General features: G+C 66.0%; 21 protein-coding genes. 15 read left to right on the top strand and 6 right to left on the bottom strand.

Going from position 1 to position 14953, the window contains the following annotated elements:
* Positions 1-56: 56 nt before the first annotated feature.
* A complete protein-coding gene (locus tag ACP97_RS17255; protein WP_049999080.1) occupies positions 57-683 on the bottom strand; it encodes an RAD55 family ATPase in 627 nt (208 codons plus the stop codon).
* 92 nt (positions 684-775) lie between these two features.
* Here ACP97_RS17255 and pyrB point away from each other — a divergent pair, with 92 nt between their 5' ends.
* A complete protein-coding gene (gene pyrB, locus ACP97_RS17250; RefSeq protein ID WP_049999079.1) occupies positions 776-1693 on the top strand; it encodes an aspartate carbamoyltransferase in 918 nt (305 codons plus the stop codon).
* Entirely contained in the window at positions 1690-2178 is a 489-nt protein-coding gene (pyrI, locus tag ACP97_RS17245; RefSeq protein WP_049999078.1) for an aspartate carbamoyltransferase regulatory subunit, read from the top strand. Before pyrB ends, pyrI begins: the two co-directional genes overlap by 4 nt.
* 35 nt (positions 2179-2213) lie before the next feature.
* Here pyrI and ACP97_RS17240 read toward each other — a convergent pair whose 3' ends face one another.
* Positions 2214-3011 (bottom strand): alpha/beta fold hydrolase, encoded by a 798-nt coding sequence (locus ACP97_RS17240; RefSeq protein WP_049999077.1) that lies wholly within the window; start codon positions 3009-3011, stop codon positions 2214-2216.
* 140 nt (positions 3012-3151) lie between these two features.
* Here ACP97_RS17240 and ACP97_RS17235 point away from each other — a divergent pair, with 140 nt between their 5' ends.
* The 13 genes from ACP97_RS17235 to hflX all read left to right on the top strand — a co-directional run bounded on the left by ACP97_RS17235 (position 3152) and on the right by hflX (position 11712).
* Positions 3152-3358, top strand: coding sequence for a hypothetical protein (locus ACP97_RS17235; RefSeq protein WP_049999076.1), 207 nt, complete (start codon positions 3152-3154; stop codon positions 3356-3358).
* Between the two features lie 57 nt (positions 3359-3415).
* The gene (locus ACP97_RS17230) at positions 3416-4237 is read left to right on the top strand and encodes a hypothetical protein (protein ID WP_049999075.1); all 822 of its coding nucleotides are present in this window, start codon (positions 3416-3418) and stop codon (positions 4235-4237) included.
* 48 nt (positions 4238-4285) lie between these two features.
* Positions 4286-4828 carry a DUF6789 family protein gene (locus tag ACP97_RS17225; RefSeq protein WP_049999074.1) on the top strand — a complete coding sequence of 181 codons (543 nt, stop codon included), beginning with the start codon at positions 4286-4288 and terminating at the stop codon, positions 4826-4828.
* Positions 4829-4882: 54 nt separating this feature from the next.
* Positions 4883-5065, top strand: coding sequence for a hypothetical protein (locus ACP97_RS17220; RefSeq protein ID WP_049999073.1), 183 nt, complete (start codon positions 4883-4885; stop codon positions 5063-5065).
* A gap of 31 nt (positions 5066-5096) precedes the next feature.
* Entirely contained in the window at positions 5097-5522 is a 426-nt protein-coding gene (locus tag ACP97_RS17215; protein ID WP_049999072.1) for an RNA-binding protein, read from the top strand.
* Position 5523: 1 nt separating this feature from the next.
* Complete coding sequence (locus ACP97_RS17210) at positions 5524-6231, top strand: RNase P subunit p30 family protein (protein WP_049999071.1); 708 nt, start codon at positions 5524-5526, stop codon at positions 6229-6231.
* Positions 6215-6847, top strand: coding sequence for a class I SAM-dependent methyltransferase (locus ACP97_RS17205; protein WP_049999070.1), 633 nt, complete (start codon positions 6215-6217; stop codon positions 6845-6847). The genes ACP97_RS17210 and ACP97_RS17205 overlap by 17 nt, the downstream gene beginning before the upstream one ends.
* A complete protein-coding gene (locus ACP97_RS17200; RefSeq protein ID WP_049999069.1) occupies positions 6844-7320 on the top strand; it encodes an Rpp14/Pop5 family protein in 477 nt (158 codons plus the stop codon). Before ACP97_RS17205 ends, ACP97_RS17200 begins: the two co-directional genes overlap by 4 nt.
* A gap of 4 nt (positions 7321-7324) precedes the next feature.
* A complete protein-coding gene (psmA, locus tag ACP97_RS17195) occupies positions 7325-8083 on the top strand; it encodes an archaeal proteasome endopeptidase complex subunit alpha (protein ID WP_049999068.1) in 759 nt (252 codons plus the stop codon).
* Positions 8084-8149: 66 nt separating this feature from the next.
* Complete coding sequence (locus tag ACP97_RS17190; protein WP_049999067.1) at positions 8150-8875, top strand: ribosome assembly factor SBDS; 726 nt, start codon at positions 8150-8152, stop codon at positions 8873-8875.
* 46 nt (positions 8876-8921) lie between these two features.
* The gene (locus ACP97_RS17185; RefSeq protein ID WP_237561228.1) at positions 8922-9386 is read left to right on the top strand and encodes a hypothetical protein; all 465 of its coding nucleotides are present in this window, start codon (positions 8922-8924) and stop codon (positions 9384-9386) included.
* 15 nt (positions 9387-9401) lie between these two features.
* A complete protein-coding gene (locus ACP97_RS17180; RefSeq protein ID WP_049999066.1) occupies positions 9402-10319 on the top strand; it encodes a hypothetical protein in 918 nt (305 codons plus the stop codon).
* A 94-nt stretch (positions 10320-10413) separates the two neighbouring features.
* On the top strand, positions 10414-11712 hold the full coding sequence (hflX, locus tag ACP97_RS17175) for a GTPase HflX (protein WP_049999065.1): 1299 nt from the start codon (positions 10414-10416) through the stop codon (positions 11710-11712).
* On the opposite strand, the gene moaC is transcribed toward hflX, so the two are convergent.
* From moaC to ACP97_RS17155, 4 genes are read right to left on the bottom strand one after another with little or no spacing between them, the layout of a single operon-like run.
* Positions 11707-12198, bottom strand: a complete 492-nt coding sequence (gene moaC, locus ACP97_RS17170; RefSeq protein ID WP_049999064.1) for a cyclic pyranopterin monophosphate synthase MoaC — start codon at positions 12196-12198, stop codon at positions 11707-11709. The genes hflX and moaC overlap by 6 nt on opposite strands.
* Positions 12195-13619: a bifunctional ADP-dependent NAD(P)H-hydrate dehydratase/NAD(P)H-hydrate epimerase gene (locus ACP97_RS17165; RefSeq protein ID WP_049999063.1), complete on the bottom strand. Its 1425-nt coding sequence runs from the start codon at positions 13617-13619 to the stop codon at positions 12195-12197. Before ACP97_RS17165 ends, moaC begins: the two co-directional genes overlap by 4 nt.
* A gap of 37 nt (positions 13620-13656) precedes the next feature.
* Positions 13657-13932 carry an acylphosphatase gene (locus ACP97_RS17160; protein WP_049999062.1) on the bottom strand — a complete coding sequence of 92 codons (276 nt, stop codon included), beginning with the start codon at positions 13930-13932 and terminating at the stop codon, positions 13657-13659.
* Positions 13933-13990: 58 nt separating this feature from the next.
* Entirely contained in the window at positions 13991-14899 is a 909-nt protein-coding gene (locus ACP97_RS17155) for a DNA-3-methyladenine glycosylase family protein (RefSeq protein WP_049999061.1), read from the bottom strand.
* Positions 14900-14953: the final 54 nt, after the last annotated feature.

Raw genomic sequence — 14953 nt, 5'->3', positions numbered from 1 at the left:
GCGTGGTGTCGACCGGTCTTCGGATAAACGCACCGCCGGATAGACCCGCCGCCTTACTACGCGATGTCGCGACTGGTATCGACCGCGACACCGTCGGTGAGCCTGAGTTTCAGGGTGTCGGTGAGTGCGCGGCCGCCACGGAACTTGGGGACCGCCAGCCGGTTTTCGACCGTCGCGCTCCCGATGTCGGTCGTGAGATCGAATATCACATCCGCCACGTGCTCGGTGCTGTCGCGCAACGACGACACGTCCCGTCCGTCGAGACAGTGCAACACCGCGAGGCTGTCCGTGTCGGCGACGCGCTGGCGCAGGCGAGTCATGAACGCAAGAAATCCCGTGCGACCTTCGCGCTCGATGGCCGAGTGCGGGTCGACGACAACCGTCGAGCGCTCGGGGAGGCCGTCGAGCAGTTCGATGGCGTGGTCGATGCGGTCCTCGTCGGCGACGGCCCGAACGACCGGGTCGCCAGTCTCGACCGCCGTCCGGCGGAGACCGTCCGCAACCGCCGATTTCGGTCTGTCGAGCGTGAGATACAGCGTCTCGCGGGGAGCTACGAACTCGGCGAGCAGGAGTTCGGCCTGACTCGCCGGCGGGGCCGAAAGCGCAGCGATGGTCCCCGGCGGGACGCCACCGCCGAGTCGCTGGTCGAGGACGTCGATGCCGGTCCGCAGTCGCTCGGACATTGGATCATCCTCTCATGGGCGGTGGATAAACCTTGTCGGCACGTCGGTGCGGGTCGGGGGATTCAAGGGAGGTCGGTGCCCGGCTACAGGCGATGGACCATGACCACGTCATCAGCGCCAAGGACCTCTCGCGAGCGGACATCGAGACGGTCCTCGACCGTGCGACGGAGATAAAGCGCGACCCACCCGGTCGTGAGCGCCATGCCGACGACCTGCTCGCGCTCTGCTTTTTCGAACCGAGCACGCGCACGCACATGAGCTTCGAGACCGCCATCAAGCGCTTGGGCGGGGAGGCACTCGACATGGGGCCGGTCGAGGCCTCCAGCGCGACCAAGGGCGAGAGCCTCGCCGACACCGTACGGGTGATCGAGGGCTACGCCGACGCGCTCGTGTTGCGCCATCCCAGTGAAGGCGCGGCCCGGATGGCCAGCGAGTTCGTCGACGTCCCCCTCATCAACGCCGGCGACGGGGCCGGCCAGCATCCCACCCAGACGCTGCTCGACCTTTACACGATGCGCGAGGCGGCCAATGGTCTCACGGACCTCACTGTGGGCATCATGGGCGATCTGAAATACGGGAGGACCGTGCACTCGCTGGCCTACGCGCTCACGAAGTTCGACGCCCGCCAGCACTTCGTGAGTCCCGAGAGTCTGAGTCTCCCGCGCAGTGTTCGCTACGACCTCCACGAGTCCGGCGCACAGGTCAAAGAACACACCGACCTCGATGCCGTACTTCCCGAACTCGACGTGCTCTACGTCACCCGCATCCAGCGCGAGCGCTTCCCCGACGAGAACGAATACCGCCAAGTCGCCGGCGAGTACCGCATCGACGCCGCCACGCTCGAAGCGGCACGGGACGAGTGTGTGGTGATGCACCCGCTGCCCCGCGTGGACGAGATCGCGCCCGACGTCGACGCGACCCAGTACGCGAACTACTTCGAGCAGGCCCACAACGGCGTTCCGGTGCGGATGGCGCTGCTCGACTTGCTCCTCGGGGAGGGTGGACGATGAGCGACCGCGATGATGGTGGCGACGACCACCCGGACCACGAACTCCGCATCAGCAAGATCCGGGACGGCACCGTCATCGACCACATCGCCGGCGGGCACGCGCCCGACGTGCTCGCCATCCTCGGTATCGACAGCCACACCGAGGACGTCGTGAGCGTCGGGATGAACGTTCCCTCCGACAGACTCGGGTACAAGGACGTGGTGAAGATCGAGGGCCGCGAGTTGAGTCAGGAGGAAGTCGACGTCATCTCGCTTATCGCGCCCGCGGCCTCCATCAACATCATCCGTGAGTACGACGTCGTCGAGAAGAACCGCGTCGAGCGGCCCGAAACCGTCGAGGGCGTCCTCTCGTGTCCCAATCGCAACTGCATCACCACCGAGGGCGAACCCGTTGCCTCCCGGTTCACCGTCCTCGACGACGGCGTTCGCTGTGCGTACTGCGAGACCATCGTTCGGCGAAACCTCACCGATCACATCAGCGTCTGACGCTCTCGGCCGAACGAGGGAGGGTTCGCCGGGATTTACAGCGATTCGACGAACTCACCGAGTACCCGATTGAACCGCTCGGGTTCCTCGACGGTGGGACAGTGGCCGCTTTCGGCGAACAGTTCGAACTCGGCGTCCGAAACGAGTTCCGTCACGTACTCGACGGACGCGACGGTTCGCCACTTCTCGTCCGCGCCGGCACACACGAGCATCGGAACGTCGATCTCGGGGAGCACGTCCCGATAGTCACGCAGCAGTTCGAGGAGCATCGCGCCCCGTATCGGCGGCGGACACCGCGATTCCTCGTCGAACAGCAGGTTTCTCAGTTCCCGAGAGGGCGGCTCCTTGAGCAGCGCCGCTATCGACCGGTCGATGAGGTCGAGGGGTCTGGTCTGGACCCCCACGAGCGCTTCTCTCAGTCCGTCCACGTCGTAACTCCCGTGTTCGTAACCTTCCCGTTTCGCCGGCGACGGCTCCATATCGACGTCGACCAGCGCGCGTATCTGGTCCGTGCCGAACTGGTCGACGTACTCCCACGAGGCGATCGCACCCATCGACCAGCCGACGACGATGGCGTCGTCGATATCGAGTCGTTCGAGAAACGTACGCAGATCGCGGGCGTACTGTGGCAGGGTATGGCCGAGTTCGGTCTTCTCGGATCGCCCGTGACCCCTGAAATCGACTGCAAGCGTCCGATACTGTTCGGAGAGACCCATCAACTGCGGCTCGAAGTACCGCAGCCCCGCCGCCGCCCCGTGGAGAAAGACGATCGCCTGGCCCGCTCCGTAGTCCTCGTAGTAGAGGGTCGCCCCGTTGCACTCGACGGTCGGCATAACGCTGGAGGTTCGGGCCAGTAGACCATAAACACGACACCGAGATTCGGCGACGGTGACGACCGTCGACGGCCGGAGTCGGTGGCGATGCTTGCAACCGCCGGCCGAACCCCGAAGGCCGCGACGCGACCGTACGGGACATGGCAGACCCCGGCGCACGCTTCGGCTTCGATTTCGTGACCACGCTCGTCGGTTCGGGACTCACGCTGTTGGTCTCGGCGGGCATCGTGCGCTACGGCAGCCGCTTCCAGTGGACGACCACCGAACTCTACGCCATCGGTGGCGGCGGATTACTCGTCACGGGTCTCGTCCTCGGCATCGTCTTCGCCGCCGCCGGCTGGAAGTGAACTGATCGAGAGTGAACGGAACGAACCGCTTACCCGCGCGCACGTCCCACGTCGGGTATGTTCGGGGTCGTCACGCGCAACGAGAGAGAACTCGACTGGCCGGAGTTCGACCGCGCGTTCTTCGAGGTTAAATCCGTGAGCGGCCGGACGAACGAACCCGTCGAGGACGCGGTGAGCATGATTTCCTGTCACGCCGACAACGCCATCGCCGACGCCAATCCCGACGTCGTCCCCGTCAACGAGGCTGGCGAGCGGGCGACCCGCGAGCGCCGATACTTCGACTGGGCGTACGTCTGTCCCACCCATCCGGGCTACCGTGAGGGACTGCTCGAAACCATCGCCGACGCCGCCGCAGTCAGTGGGGATATTCGCCTCGACGACGTTGGTTTTCCCCGCCCGGAATACTGTTTCTGCGAGCGCTGTATGAGCCAGTTCGCGGAAAGTGACTTCGACGACCGCTTCGCGTGGCGCAGACACGTGATAACCGAATTCGTCGCCGATGCCGCAGAGCGCGTGCCGGGCCGGCTGTATCTCACGGTCCATCCCGACCCGTATCCCGGCCACCTCGTCGAGCGGTCGGGCATCGCGTTCGACGACCTCGCCGAACACGTCGACGAGTTCGTCGTCCCGCTCTACGACATGGCCTACTCGACGACCTACTGGATCGAGATCATCGCCAACGGGTTTCTCGACGCGCTCAGTACGCCGTTTTCGATCGAACTCTACGCGCCCGACATCGACATCGACGACCTGATTCACGCCGCCGAGGTGGCCGACGCCTACGCCAAGGACGTCCTGTTCGGGTACGACGCGAGCACGGCCTGCGGGGCGATTCGGCGGATGAACGCCGAGCGAAACGAGGGGCAGTCGTACGGCTAAGCCGACACGCGCGGTAAGTTTTTACCCCCGGGTCGCCACTCTGTAGGCGTGTCACGTGTCGATTCGGTGGTCGCGGCCATCGCGGGCGAATCCCCGAACGAAGCCGAAAACGACGCCGCCGCCGTGGTCAAGGGCGGCGTCATCGGCGCGATAGCCGGCGGCGTCGGTTTGCTCGCGATGGCACCGATACTCTGGGCCGGGGTGGCTCTCGGCGTCATCGACAGCGCCTCGTTCGCCGAACTCGCCCATCTCGGTCTCGGACGCCCCGAGAGCGCACTGCTCGGCTACGTCATCTTCGCCGGCGGCGGCATGACGACGTGGCCGCTGCTCTTTGCCGTGCTCAACGACTACCTTCCGGGTCGGACGATGGTCCAGAGCGGGTTCGGCTTCGCCACGATCATGTGGACGGGCTTTCTCGTCGCCTTCTACGCCGGCCAGTCCGGGCTGGCACTCGTGCTTTATCTACTCCTGACGCTGTTGGCCCACTGGGCCTACGGGGTCCTGCTCGGACTCGTGTTCGGGCTCGTCTCCCGACGGACGGAGGTCCTGTTCGTCTCGACGGACACGATGAGCGTGAGCAAGGAGACCTGAGACACGAGCGCGGCGAAACACGCCGTTTTTATCCGCCCGTCCGGTAGCGCGTCCATGAGCTTCGAGGAGGACGACGAGGTCGTGCTGCACGACGAACACAGCGAGTACGACGGCGAAACCGGCACCGTGACGCAGGTGATGGAGACAATGTTCGGCGACGCGACCTACACCGTGAACTTCGCCGAGGGCCAGGAGTCGGGCGTCCCCGAGGACTCGCTCGAAGCGAGCGAGGAGTAAGGCGTTTGTCGTCAGAGCGCGTACCGAGCGCATGAGCGGCGTTCCCTTCCACTACGTCGACCTGCGAACCTTCTGTTACGGGACCGAAGACGAGGCGCGCGTCGAGAGTGCATTAGATCACTTCCTGCCCGAGGAGGTCGCCATCGAGCGCGTCGCAAGCGAGGGTCATCACGGCGACCGCATCGTGGTGCTCTCGGCACGGGTCGAAAACGCCGACGACGTTCGTTACGTCCTCGACCGGCTTGCGGACATCGACCTCGGCGGTATCAGGGCGGAACTCGAAGAGCGCGTCGACGAGAACTGTTCGTTGTTCCTCCGCCTCGACAAGCAGGCGGCATTCAGCGGTCGGGTCGAACAGGGAGACGGTCTCGAACTCCGCGCGAAGGTCGAAGCCTATCCCGCGAAGAAGGAGGCGGCCGTCGAGAACGCCGCCGACGCGCTCGAATCGCGGGCGTAAGATGGACGCCTACGAGGCCGTCCGTGCGTATCCCGACGGGGAGAGCACCGCCGCACGGTTCGCGCTGACGGCGGCGGAGTGTGATTTCTCGGGCGTCGTCGTCCGCAACGCGCCCGCCGCGTTCGCCGACGGACCCGACAGGAGCGAGGTCGCCAACGAATACGACGTTGACGTGGTGGATGCGGTCGAAATCGGCGGTCAGAACCCGTCGGCGGCGAGCGCGCAGGTCAAAGAGCGCCGCGAGGAACACACGCTGGTCGTGGTCGAAGGGTCGGATTCGCTGAACCGCTTCGCCTGCGAGGAGCCGCGCGTCGACGTTCTCGCATCCCCGATGGCCGACGGCGACGTCAACCATGTGCTCGCACGCGCGGCGACGCGAAACGGCGTGCGCTTCGAGTTCGATTTCGGGCGTGCGCTTCGACTGAGTGGCGGGCGGCGCGTGCAGGCGCTTTCGGACCTCCGGAAACTCCGCGAGATCGTCACCTACTACGACGCGCCCTACGTGGTCAGCGCCAGCCCCGAAAACCATCTCCAGTTGCGCGCGCCGCGCGAACTGCTCGCGCTCGGCGAAGTCATCGGCTTCGACCGCGAGGCGATCGCGGCGGGTCTCGCCGAGTGGGGCCGTCTCGCCGTGCGGAATCGTGAGCGCCTAAGCGAGTCGTTCATTGAGCCGGGCGTCCACAGGGGAAGACATGAAGAAGACGATTGAGGAACACGCCGCGCGCTTCGACGACCAGTCCGAAAGCTACGACGAGAGCCAGGACAGCCCCGAATATCGGGCGTGTGCGTCGCTGGTCGTCGAGCACGCCGCACCCGACCCCGACGACACCGTGCTCGACCTCGGTACGGGGACTGGGGCCATCGCGCTTGCGCTCGCCCCCGAGGCAAAGCGTGTCGTCGGCCGAGACATCTCGGACGGGATGATGGACGAAGCCCGGACGAAAGCCGAGGAAGCGGGCATCGAGAACGTCGCCTTCGGCGAGGGGAGTTTTCGCGAGCCGGCGGTCGACGATTCGATCGATATCGTGGTCTCGAACTTCGCCATGCACCACCTGAGCGACGAGGAAAAGCGCGCGGCCATCGAAGCCATCGCGACCCTCGAACCACGAAAGCTCGTGCTGGGCGACGTGATGTTCTTCGGCGAACCGAACCCCGACGAGCCGTTCTATTCGCCCGCAGTCGACGACCCCGCTACCGTCGGCACGCTCGCCGACGCGCTGACCGATGCGGGATTCTCGCTGACCTCGGTCGAGCGCGTCCACGAACAGGTCGGCGTGTTGGTCGCGGAGCGTGCCGATGGATCTGTGGCGGACGAGCGGGAATGAAACACCTGCCGAAACACCTCCGCCCGCGCCGGCGGTATCTCGCGGTCGAAATCGAGTCGTGGCCCGATGCGGGTTTTGGAAAACGCGACTTCCAGCGCGAGTGCTGGTACGCCGCCCAAAATCTGCTGGGCGACCCCGGCAGCGCCGACGCCGATCTCAGAATCATCGACTTCGAACTGGACGACGGCGGTGGGATGGCCATCGTCCGAGTGCGGCACGGCGAGGTCGAGCGGGCGCGGGCGGCGCTCGCCTGTATCGACGCCGTTGGGAACGCACCGGTCGGCGTCCGGGTGCTGGGTGTGAGCGGGACGATACGTGCGTGTGAAGAAAGGTATAAAGGTCGCGCGACCCGAGAATCCGTCGAGAGAAACGTCGCGTTCGCGGACGCACGACGGCCCGCGGCCGTGCGGGGCGACCGAGTCGAGATCGACTCAGAGAGTGGGTTCGTGGGGGCGGCAGCACTCGATATCTAAAACTATGCAGGGACAAGCCCAACAGCAGGCCTACGACCGCGGGATAACGATCTTCTCGCCGGACGGGCGGCTCTACCAGGTCGAGTACGCCCGCGAGGCCGTCAAGCGCGGCACCGCGAGCATCGGCGTCAAAACCGACGACGGCGTCGTCTTCGCCGTCGACAAGCGCTTCCGCTCGCCGCTGATGGAGCGCGAGAGCGTCGAGAAGATGCACAAAGCCGACGACCACATCGGCATCGCTTCTGCTGGTCACGTCGCCGACGCCCGCCAGCTCATCGACTTCGCGCGCCGACAGGCCCAAGTCGAACAGCTCCGCTACGGCGAGCCGATCGGTGTCGAGACCATCACGAAAACCGTCACCGACCACATCCAGCAGTACACGCAGGTCGGCGGCGCACGCCCCTTCGGGGTGGCGCTCATCATCGGCGGCATCGAGAACGGCGAACCCCGCCTGTTCGAGACCGATCCGTCGGGGACGTCCTCGGAGTGGCAGGCGCTCGCCATCGGCTCGGGTCGCAGCGAGATGATCGACTACCTCGAAGAGCACTATCAGGATTCGATGGACCTCCAGGGTGGCATCGGTCTCGCCCTCGAAACGCTCGCCGAGTCGGTCGAGGGTGGTCTCACGCCCGAAGGCATCGGCGTCGCCACCATCGACGTCGAGAGCGAGCGCTTCGAAGAGCTCTCGGACGAAGAACTCGACGCGTATCTCGACGAGTACGACCTCTTCGAGGCCGACGACACGGACGAAGGCGACGAGTAAGCGCCCCGCTCGCACGATTTTTCCCCGATGAGAAACGACTTGTAGCTCCGACCCCCAGAAGAGGACATGATATCGCTCGACGAGGCGGTGACGGCACGTCTCGAATCCCACGGGGCGCGCTTCGAGGTGCTCGTCGATCCCGACGCGGCGCTGGCCATCAATCGCGGCGAGTTCGAGGGCGACCTCGAAGACGTGATCGCCGCCGAAGACGTCTTCGAGGACGCCTCTCGTGGGGATCGCCCGGCCGAAGCCGACGTCGAGGAGGTGTTCGGCACGACCGACCCACTCGAAATCATCCCCGAAGTCATCCGCGAAGGCGAGATCCAGATCACCGCCGAGCAGCGCCGCGAGATGCAGGCCCAAAAGCGCAAACAGCTCATCAACACCATCGCGCGCAACGCCGTCAACCCCCAGATGGATGGCGCGCCCCATCCACCGGACCGCATCGAGTCCGCACTGGAGGAGACCGACTTCCGCATCGACGCGATGGATCCCGTCGAGAGCCAGATCGACGACGCGCTCGACGCACTCAGACCGGTGATCCCCATTCGCTTCGAGGAAGTGACGATGGCCGCTCAGATCCCCGCCGATCACGCCGGCAGCGCACAGGCACAGATCCGCCAGTTCGGCGATCTCGTCAGCGAGGAGTGGCAGAACGACGGCTCGTGGATCGGCGTCGTCGAGTTCCCGGCCGGTCTGCAGAACGACTTCTACGAACTCGTCAGCGAACAGTCCGAAGGCGAGGGCGAGACCAAGAAAGTCCGCGACGAAGAGGACATCCGCACCCGGTGAGTCGGGGCCGAAGGCAGCACGTTCTTATCGACGCCGCGTGAGGGAGGTGCATGACGAACGACCCGGCAGCGACGAGCGGTGTCGAACCACCGACCTGCGGCCGAAACGTCGAGTGATGGGCGGATCACGAGTGCGGCTGCTCGCCGCCGTCGCCTTCGGCACGCTGCTCGTGACCAGCGGCTGTCTCGCGACCGGTCCGGCCGTCGAACTGAACACGACGGAATCGACGGTGTTCGAGGGTGCAGCCACGGATGGGGCGGTGGCCGTCGGACAGGTGACCGCGAAACTGCGCCTCGCGTCGAACGCGACGACCGACGAGGGTGTCGATCGAATCGTAGTCATCGCGCCGAACGGCGAGACGTTCCACCGGACCACGCTCGACAGCGGTCAGTCGAGTGCCACCATCCTCCTGCCGCCCGACGGGTCCGCGACCGTCGTGGCCGCCAACACCGTCAACGGTACCGTGGTCGAGACGCGCAACGCGACGGTCACGGGCGATTCACTGCGCTGACTGGAGACGATCATCATGAACAAACTCTCGAAGTGGGTTCTCATCGACGGTAGTCGACTACTCGTTTCCGTTTTGCTCGCCGCCGTGGCCTTCCTGGTCACGTTCGGAGCGACACGGATCGGGCTCGTCACGTTCCAGCCGGCGAGCGCGGTCTCGTCGATGTTCGGTAGTGGCGTCGTCTCCGGAATGTTCTCGCTCATCACGATCACGCTCACCGTGAACCAGCTCGTGCTCTCGCGGGTATTCGGCACGGTCGAGGGGCTCACCGATCGCCTCGACGGCACGCGCGAGTTCCGGCGGTCGGTCGCGGAGCTCACGGATCGGGCCACGAGCCCGAACGACCCGGCGGAGTTCCTGGCGACCATCGGCGAGACGCTCGACGAGCGGGTGGCAGCGTTCGCGGCGGAGCACGACGGGACGACCGACGGGATCGAGGAGTACCGCTCGGCGATGCACGCCTACGCCGAGCGACTCGAAGGGGTCGCGGGCACCGAGGACACGATGGCAATCGTCTCGACGCTTCTCGGACCGGCCTACGCCGAGCGGTTGACCGAGACGGAGGCCATCCGGCGGGCGCACGACGACCGGTCGACCGAGGAGCTCGACACAGTGGCGGAGCTGCTGGAGGCGGTCGCGGTCGCCCGACAGTTCTTCAAGACGATCGCCATCCAGCAGGACCTCGCAGGGCTTTCGCGGCGGCTGGCCGCCCTCGGGATCCCCATCCTGCTCGTTACCTTCTACACCACGACCGTCTACACGTCCGTCCCGAGCGTGACGGTCGCCCAGCCGTTGCTACCGGTCGTCGTCAGCGCCGCCATCGCGATCGTGTTGTTGCCGCTCGCGCTCCTCCTCAGCTACATGCTCAGGCTCGCCACGATCGCGCGCTACACGGTCTCAGTGGGACCGTTCGTTCCGCCCGAGGAGCGGACCTGAGAGGGTCGTTCGCACGTCCTCGCCGTCGGGCCGGGGATTGAAGACGCCCGGCCGCGTAGTCCGAGTCAATCGACGCTCGGGTGTCGAGACTCACATGAAGGTCATCATCGCAAAGCGAGTCGATGCGGGCAGCGCCGACACGGGGGAGATAGCGGACCTCGCTCGGGCGGCCGGCCACGAGGTCGTCGGCACGCTCACCCAGACCAGAACCGAGGACGCCGCGCTCCACCTCGGCGAGGGGAAGGCTGACGAACTCGCCGCGCTCGTCCGCGACCGAGGAGCCGAAGCAGTGATCTTCGACAACCGGCTCGGCCCGTACCAGACCTACAACCTCGGCCAGCGCCTGCCGGACGACGCGATGGTGCTGGACCGGTTCCGACTGATCCTCGAAATCTTCGGCCAGCGCGCCGAGACGAAGAAGGCCCAGCTACAGGTCGAACTCGCCGAACTCAGGTACGAACTCCCGCGCGCGGAGGCGAAGACGAGCCTCGCAAAACGCGAGGAGCGGCCCGGCTTCATGGGGCTCGGCGAGTACGACGAATCGCGCGAACAGGACATCAAAGCCCAGATCAGCGCGATCCGTGACGAACTCGAAACGATCGAGGAAACCGAACAGCACCGCCGCGAGCAGCGCCGCGAATCCGGTTTCGACCTCGTGGCGCTGGCCGGCTACACCAACGCCGGGAAATCCACCCTGTTGCGCCAGCTCGCGACCGACGTCGACGTCGACGAGAACGAGGGTCTCCATCCGGACCTCGACGCGACCGCCGAATCCGAGAATCGGCTGTTCACCACCCTCGGCACGACCACGCGCCGGGCGGCGATGGAGAGGCCAGTGCTCGTGACCGACACCGTAGGATTCATTGCGGATCTCCCGCACTGGCTGGTCGAATCGTTCAAGTCGACGCTCGATTCGGTCTATCGCGCCGACCTCGTTTTGCTAGTCGTGGACGCGAGCGAGTCGGTCGAAGCGATGCGCGAGAAGCTCGTCACCGCCCACGACACGCTCTACGAGCGCAACGAAGCACCCATCGTCACCGTTTTGAACAAAACCGACCGCGTCGAGAGCGACGAGCTGGCCGAAAAGCACGAGGCACTGTCGGCGCTCGCGCCGAACCCCGTCGCCGTGAGCGCCGCCGAGGGCGACGACATCGATGCGTTGCTGGCGCGCATCGAGGACGAACTCCCCGATTACGAAAAGGAACGGCTCGTATTGCCGATGGGCGACGAGACGATGAGCCTCGTGTCGTGGGTTCACGACCACGCCCGCGTCGAGGACGTCACCTATCCCGACGACGGCGAGCAGGTCATCGTGACGTTCGCGGCACGGCCGGCGGTCGTCGAGCAGTCCCGCAATCGGGCCGCGAACCTCGCTCAACCGGTCGAGTCATAGCTCGCGCTTTTCTTTTTCGAGTACCCGAACACTCTCGATTTCGGTATTCGGGTACTGGCCATCGCCGTCCTTTTCGGCGGCTTTCGTCATGTCCCAGACCGTGTTCAGCCCCGTCGTCACGCCCTGCAGCGCCTCCATCTCGCAGCCCGTCTTGCCGGTGGTCTCGACCGCCACGGTGAGCGTCACGCGATCATCCCCGAGATCGAACTCCGTCTCGACGTTCGAAATCGGGATCTGGTGACAGAGTGGAATCGTCTCCCACGTGTGTTTGACGGCACGAATCGCACCGAGGCGGGCGGTCGTGAGGACATCGCCCTTCCCGATTTCGTCTTCCTCGATAGCCGCGACCGTCGACTCCCGCAGGCAAATCGTCCCGCGGGCGGCCGCCCGGCGCACGCTGTCGGGTTTCGCGCCGACGTCGACTATCTGTGCATCACCCTCGGAGGTGGTGTGAGTCAGATCGTCGGCGTCCGGTTCGTCGCTCATTGGTCCCCCTGCATCGCCTGCGGGATGCTATCGAGCAGTTCGGAGGCGAGCAGTCCGCTATCGGGGAGGCGTTCGGCCGCCCGACCATTGACGTAGGGTGCGACGCAGGCGGCATCGAACGGCTCGCGTGCGGCCAGCAGCGCGGCCGTGATTCCTGCAAGCACGTCGCCGGTCCCGCCGACGGTCATGCCGGGCGTCCCGGTACGGGAGACGCGCGTCCGCTCGCCGTCGGTGATGACGTCGTCCTTGGCCTTTGCCAGCACGACGTGCCCCAGTTCGGCGGCGAACGCCTCGATCTCCTCGGTGTGCTCGCGCAGGCGCCGCACGTCGGGACCACCCATCGCCGCGAGTTCCTTTCGGTTCGGCGTACAGACCAGCGTCGCATCCGTTTCGACCTCCGGGACTGCCGCGAGCGCGTCGGCATCGACGACTGCCCGGCCGTCGAAGTCTTCCAGAAACTGCTCGACCGCTTCATGGGTTTCGTCGGCGCTGCCGAGACCCGGCCCGAGCACCACGATATCGTCGTGGTCGGTGGCCGTTGCGACCAGCCCATCGACCTGCTCGGGAGTGAGTCGTTTCGACTCGTAGGGCTGGACGATGAGGTCCTCCGCGTAGCCCGCGATCGGCTCGAACACCCGTTCCGGGACCGAGACGAACGCGAGGTCAGCGCCTGCGCGCAGCGAGGCCTGCGCGGCGAGCGCCGGTGCACCGGTGTAGGGACCACCGCCGACGACGAGTACGCGCCCGGAATCACCCTTTTGGCTATGGGCATCGCGCTCGACGGCAAGGTCGCCCGGCCCGACGAAGCGCTCGGCGGCCCACGGAATCCCGATATCCGCAACCTGTACGTCCGAATCGAGCGCGTCGAGACCCGGCTTCGTGTCGTGGAAGGTGACGACGTGGTCGGCCTCGACCGCTTCCGAACTCCCCTCACCGGTGTCGGCGTCCACACCCGATGGAACGTCGACGGAGAGGACGATCGCCTCGGAGTCGTTCATCGCGCGCGCGGCCGTGGCCTCGGGTTCGCGGAGGTCGCCCGTGATGCCCGTGCCGAGCATCGCATCCACGACCACGTCCGGGTCACCGAGGTCGAGGTCCCGCGAGTCGCGCACCTCCTCGACGTCGTACGCGCCTTCTTCGAGCGCTGCCCAGTTCTCACGGGCGATGTCGGTCGTGATGGTTTCGGCGCGACCGAGGAGGAGCACGCACAAGTCATAACTATCGAGAAATCGGGCGGCAACGAGTGCGTCACCGCCGTTGTTCCCCCGCCCGGCGACGATGGTGACGGACGCACCCGGTTCCGCGAGGTCCCGGACCGCGCCGGCGACGGCGTTGCCGCTCGACTCCATCAACTGTTTTCGCGACACACCGAGCGCCGCGGCGTTCTCGTCGACGGCGGCCATCCGGTCCGCATCTATCATAGGGGTTCATCGACCGCCGACGAATTAAGCGCCCGGACTACCGGCGAACCTCGAACCCGCTCACCCCTTCGGGGTCGCCGTACTCGGCGTCGACGCCATCGACGTCGGCGGCGGGGCTTCCCTCGTGACACCACTCGACCAGGCGCTCGACGCTCGCCTCACTACCCTCGAAGACCGCCTCGACGCGGCCATCGTCGAGATTCTTCACCCAGCCATCGAGGCCGGCATCGCGGGCGGCATCACGAGTGCTCGCGCGGTAGCTGACGCCCTGGACGCGGCCGGAGACGAACACGTGTGCACGAGTGTCGCTCATGGCTGGCTTTTTCGTGCGACCGACAAAAACGGTCGGGCCGTGTGGACGCTCTCGCCGGCTACTCGACTCCGCCCCGCAGGTGGTGAAAGACGTACGTCTGGACGTAGCCCGCGTACTCACCGCCGAAGCGCTCGCGGATGGCCCGTGAGGTTTCGAGATAGGAACCACGATCACAGTCAGGGTAGTGCTCGGCGATCGCCCGTCGAAGCCACGTATCGAGCGGGACGGCTTCGAGATAATCGAGCGCGAACAGCAGTACACAGTCGGCGACCTTGTCGCCGACACCCACGAACTGCTTGAGATACTCGCGGGCGTCCTCGAAATCCCGCCCGCGCGCCGATTCCGGATGGGCGTCGCCGCTCGCGACGAGTTCGGCCGTGCGCTCGACGTAGGGAGCGCGATAGCCGAGCGAGCACTCGCGCAACTGTGCCTCGGCGGCTGCGGCCAACTGTGCGGGCGTCGGGAAGGCGTGATAGGTTTCGCCGTCGAACTCCACGGTCGACCCGAACTCGCGAGCGAGCGTGCGCTGCATCCCGTGGATGCGGGCGACGCGCATCTGCGCCGAGCAGATGAATGAGACGAGCGATACGAAGGGTGGATCACGGACCAATCGCAAGCCGTCGTAGGAGTCGAACGCGCGCTCGATGAGCACCTCGTCCGGCACCGACTCGCGGATGGCGTCGAGATCGTCGTCGAGTCTGAGCAGGTGCGTGAGGAGGTCGGTCGCGTCGGTCGTCGCCTCCCAGTCGAGTCGGCCATCCGTTTGCCGTGTGCGTATCACCTCGCGCTCGCCGGTGAATGCGGGCGGCAGGACCGTGACGTACCACGCCGAGCCACCGGCGACGGAGGACTGTTCGTACATCCGCCCGTCGGCACGGTGCCACGAGTAGGTCTGCCCGCTTTCGAGGGTCGCCTGCAGGTCGAACCCGCCCGCCAACGCATCGACGTCGATGCTGCCGGTCTTCATCGGTGAAAGCGACGGGAGGGCGATGGTTGGCCCTTTCGACTCGGACGGACCCAA

Origin of the sequence: Halococcus sediminicola, from assembly GCF_000755245.1 — an archaeon.
GTDB lineage: Archaea > Halobacteriota > Halobacteria > Halobacteriales > Halococcaceae > Halococcus > Halococcus sediminicola.
The sequence above is the reverse complement of the archived record's forward strand: the minus strand, read 5'-3'. Positions and strand labels throughout refer to the sequence as shown.

Bases quoted from the DNA above. Each gene is read 5' to 3' on its own strand.
- ACP97_RS17255 (WP_049999080.1), bottom strand. From the start codon at position 683: ATGTCCGAGCGACTGCGGACCGGCATCGACGTCCTCGACCAGCGACTC.
- pyrB (WP_049999079.1), top strand. From the start codon at position 776: ATGGACCATGACCACGTCATCAGCGCCAAGGACCTCTCGCGAGCGGAC.
- pyrI (WP_049999078.1), top strand. From the start codon at position 1,690: ATGAGCGACCGCGATGATGGTGGCGACGACCACCCGGACCACGAACTC.
- ACP97_RS17240 (WP_049999077.1), bottom strand. From the start codon at position 3,011: ATGCCGACCGTCGAGTGCAACGGGGCGACCCTCTACTACGAGGACTAC.
- ACP97_RS17235 (WP_049999076.1), top strand. From the start codon at position 3,152: ATGGCAGACCCCGGCGCACGCTTCGGCTTCGATTTCGTGACCACGCTC.
- ACP97_RS17230 (WP_049999075.1), top strand. From the start codon at position 3,416: ATGTTCGGGGTCGTCACGCGCAACGAGAGAGAACTCGACTGGCCGGAG.
- ACP97_RS17220 (WP_049999073.1), top strand. From the start codon at position 4,883: ATGAGCTTCGAGGAGGACGACGAGGTCGTGCTGCACGACGAACACAGC.
- ACP97_RS17215 (WP_049999072.1), top strand. From the start codon at position 5,097: ATGAGCGGCGTTCCCTTCCACTACGTCGACCTGCGAACCTTCTGTTAC.
- ACP97_RS17210 (WP_049999071.1), top strand. From the start codon at position 5,524: ATGGACGCCTACGAGGCCGTCCGTGCGTATCCCGACGGGGAGAGCACC.
- ACP97_RS17205 (WP_049999070.1), top strand. From the start codon at position 6,215: ATGAAGAAGACGATTGAGGAACACGCCGCGCGCTTCGACGACCAGTCC.
- ACP97_RS17200 (WP_049999069.1), top strand. From the start codon at position 6,844: ATGAAACACCTGCCGAAACACCTCCGCCCGCGCCGGCGGTATCTCGCG.
- psmA (WP_049999068.1), top strand. From the start codon at position 7,325: ATGCAGGGACAAGCCCAACAGCAGGCCTACGACCGCGGGATAACGATC.
- ACP97_RS17190 (WP_049999067.1), top strand. From the start codon at position 8,150: ATGATATCGCTCGACGAGGCGGTGACGGCACGTCTCGAATCCCACGGG.
- ACP97_RS17180 (WP_049999066.1), top strand. From the start codon at position 9,402: ATGAACAAACTCTCGAAGTGGGTTCTCATCGACGGTAGTCGACTACTC.
- hflX (WP_049999065.1), top strand. From the start codon at position 10,414: ATGAAGGTCATCATCGCAAAGCGAGTCGATGCGGGCAGCGCCGACACG.
- moaC (WP_049999064.1), bottom strand. From the start codon at position 12,198: ATGAGCGACGAACCGGACGCCGACGATCTGACTCACACCACCTCCGAG.
- ACP97_RS17165 (WP_049999063.1), bottom strand. From the start codon at position 13,619: ATGATAGATGCGGACCGGATGGCCGCCGTCGACGAGAACGCCGCGGCG.
- ACP97_RS17160 (WP_049999062.1), bottom strand. From the start codon at position 13,932: ATGAGCGACACTCGTGCACACGTGTTCGTCTCCGGCCGCGTCCAGGGC.
- ACP97_RS17155 (WP_049999061.1), bottom strand. From the start codon at position 14,899: ATGAAGACCGGCAGCATCGACGTCGATGCGTTGGCGGGCGGGTTCGAC.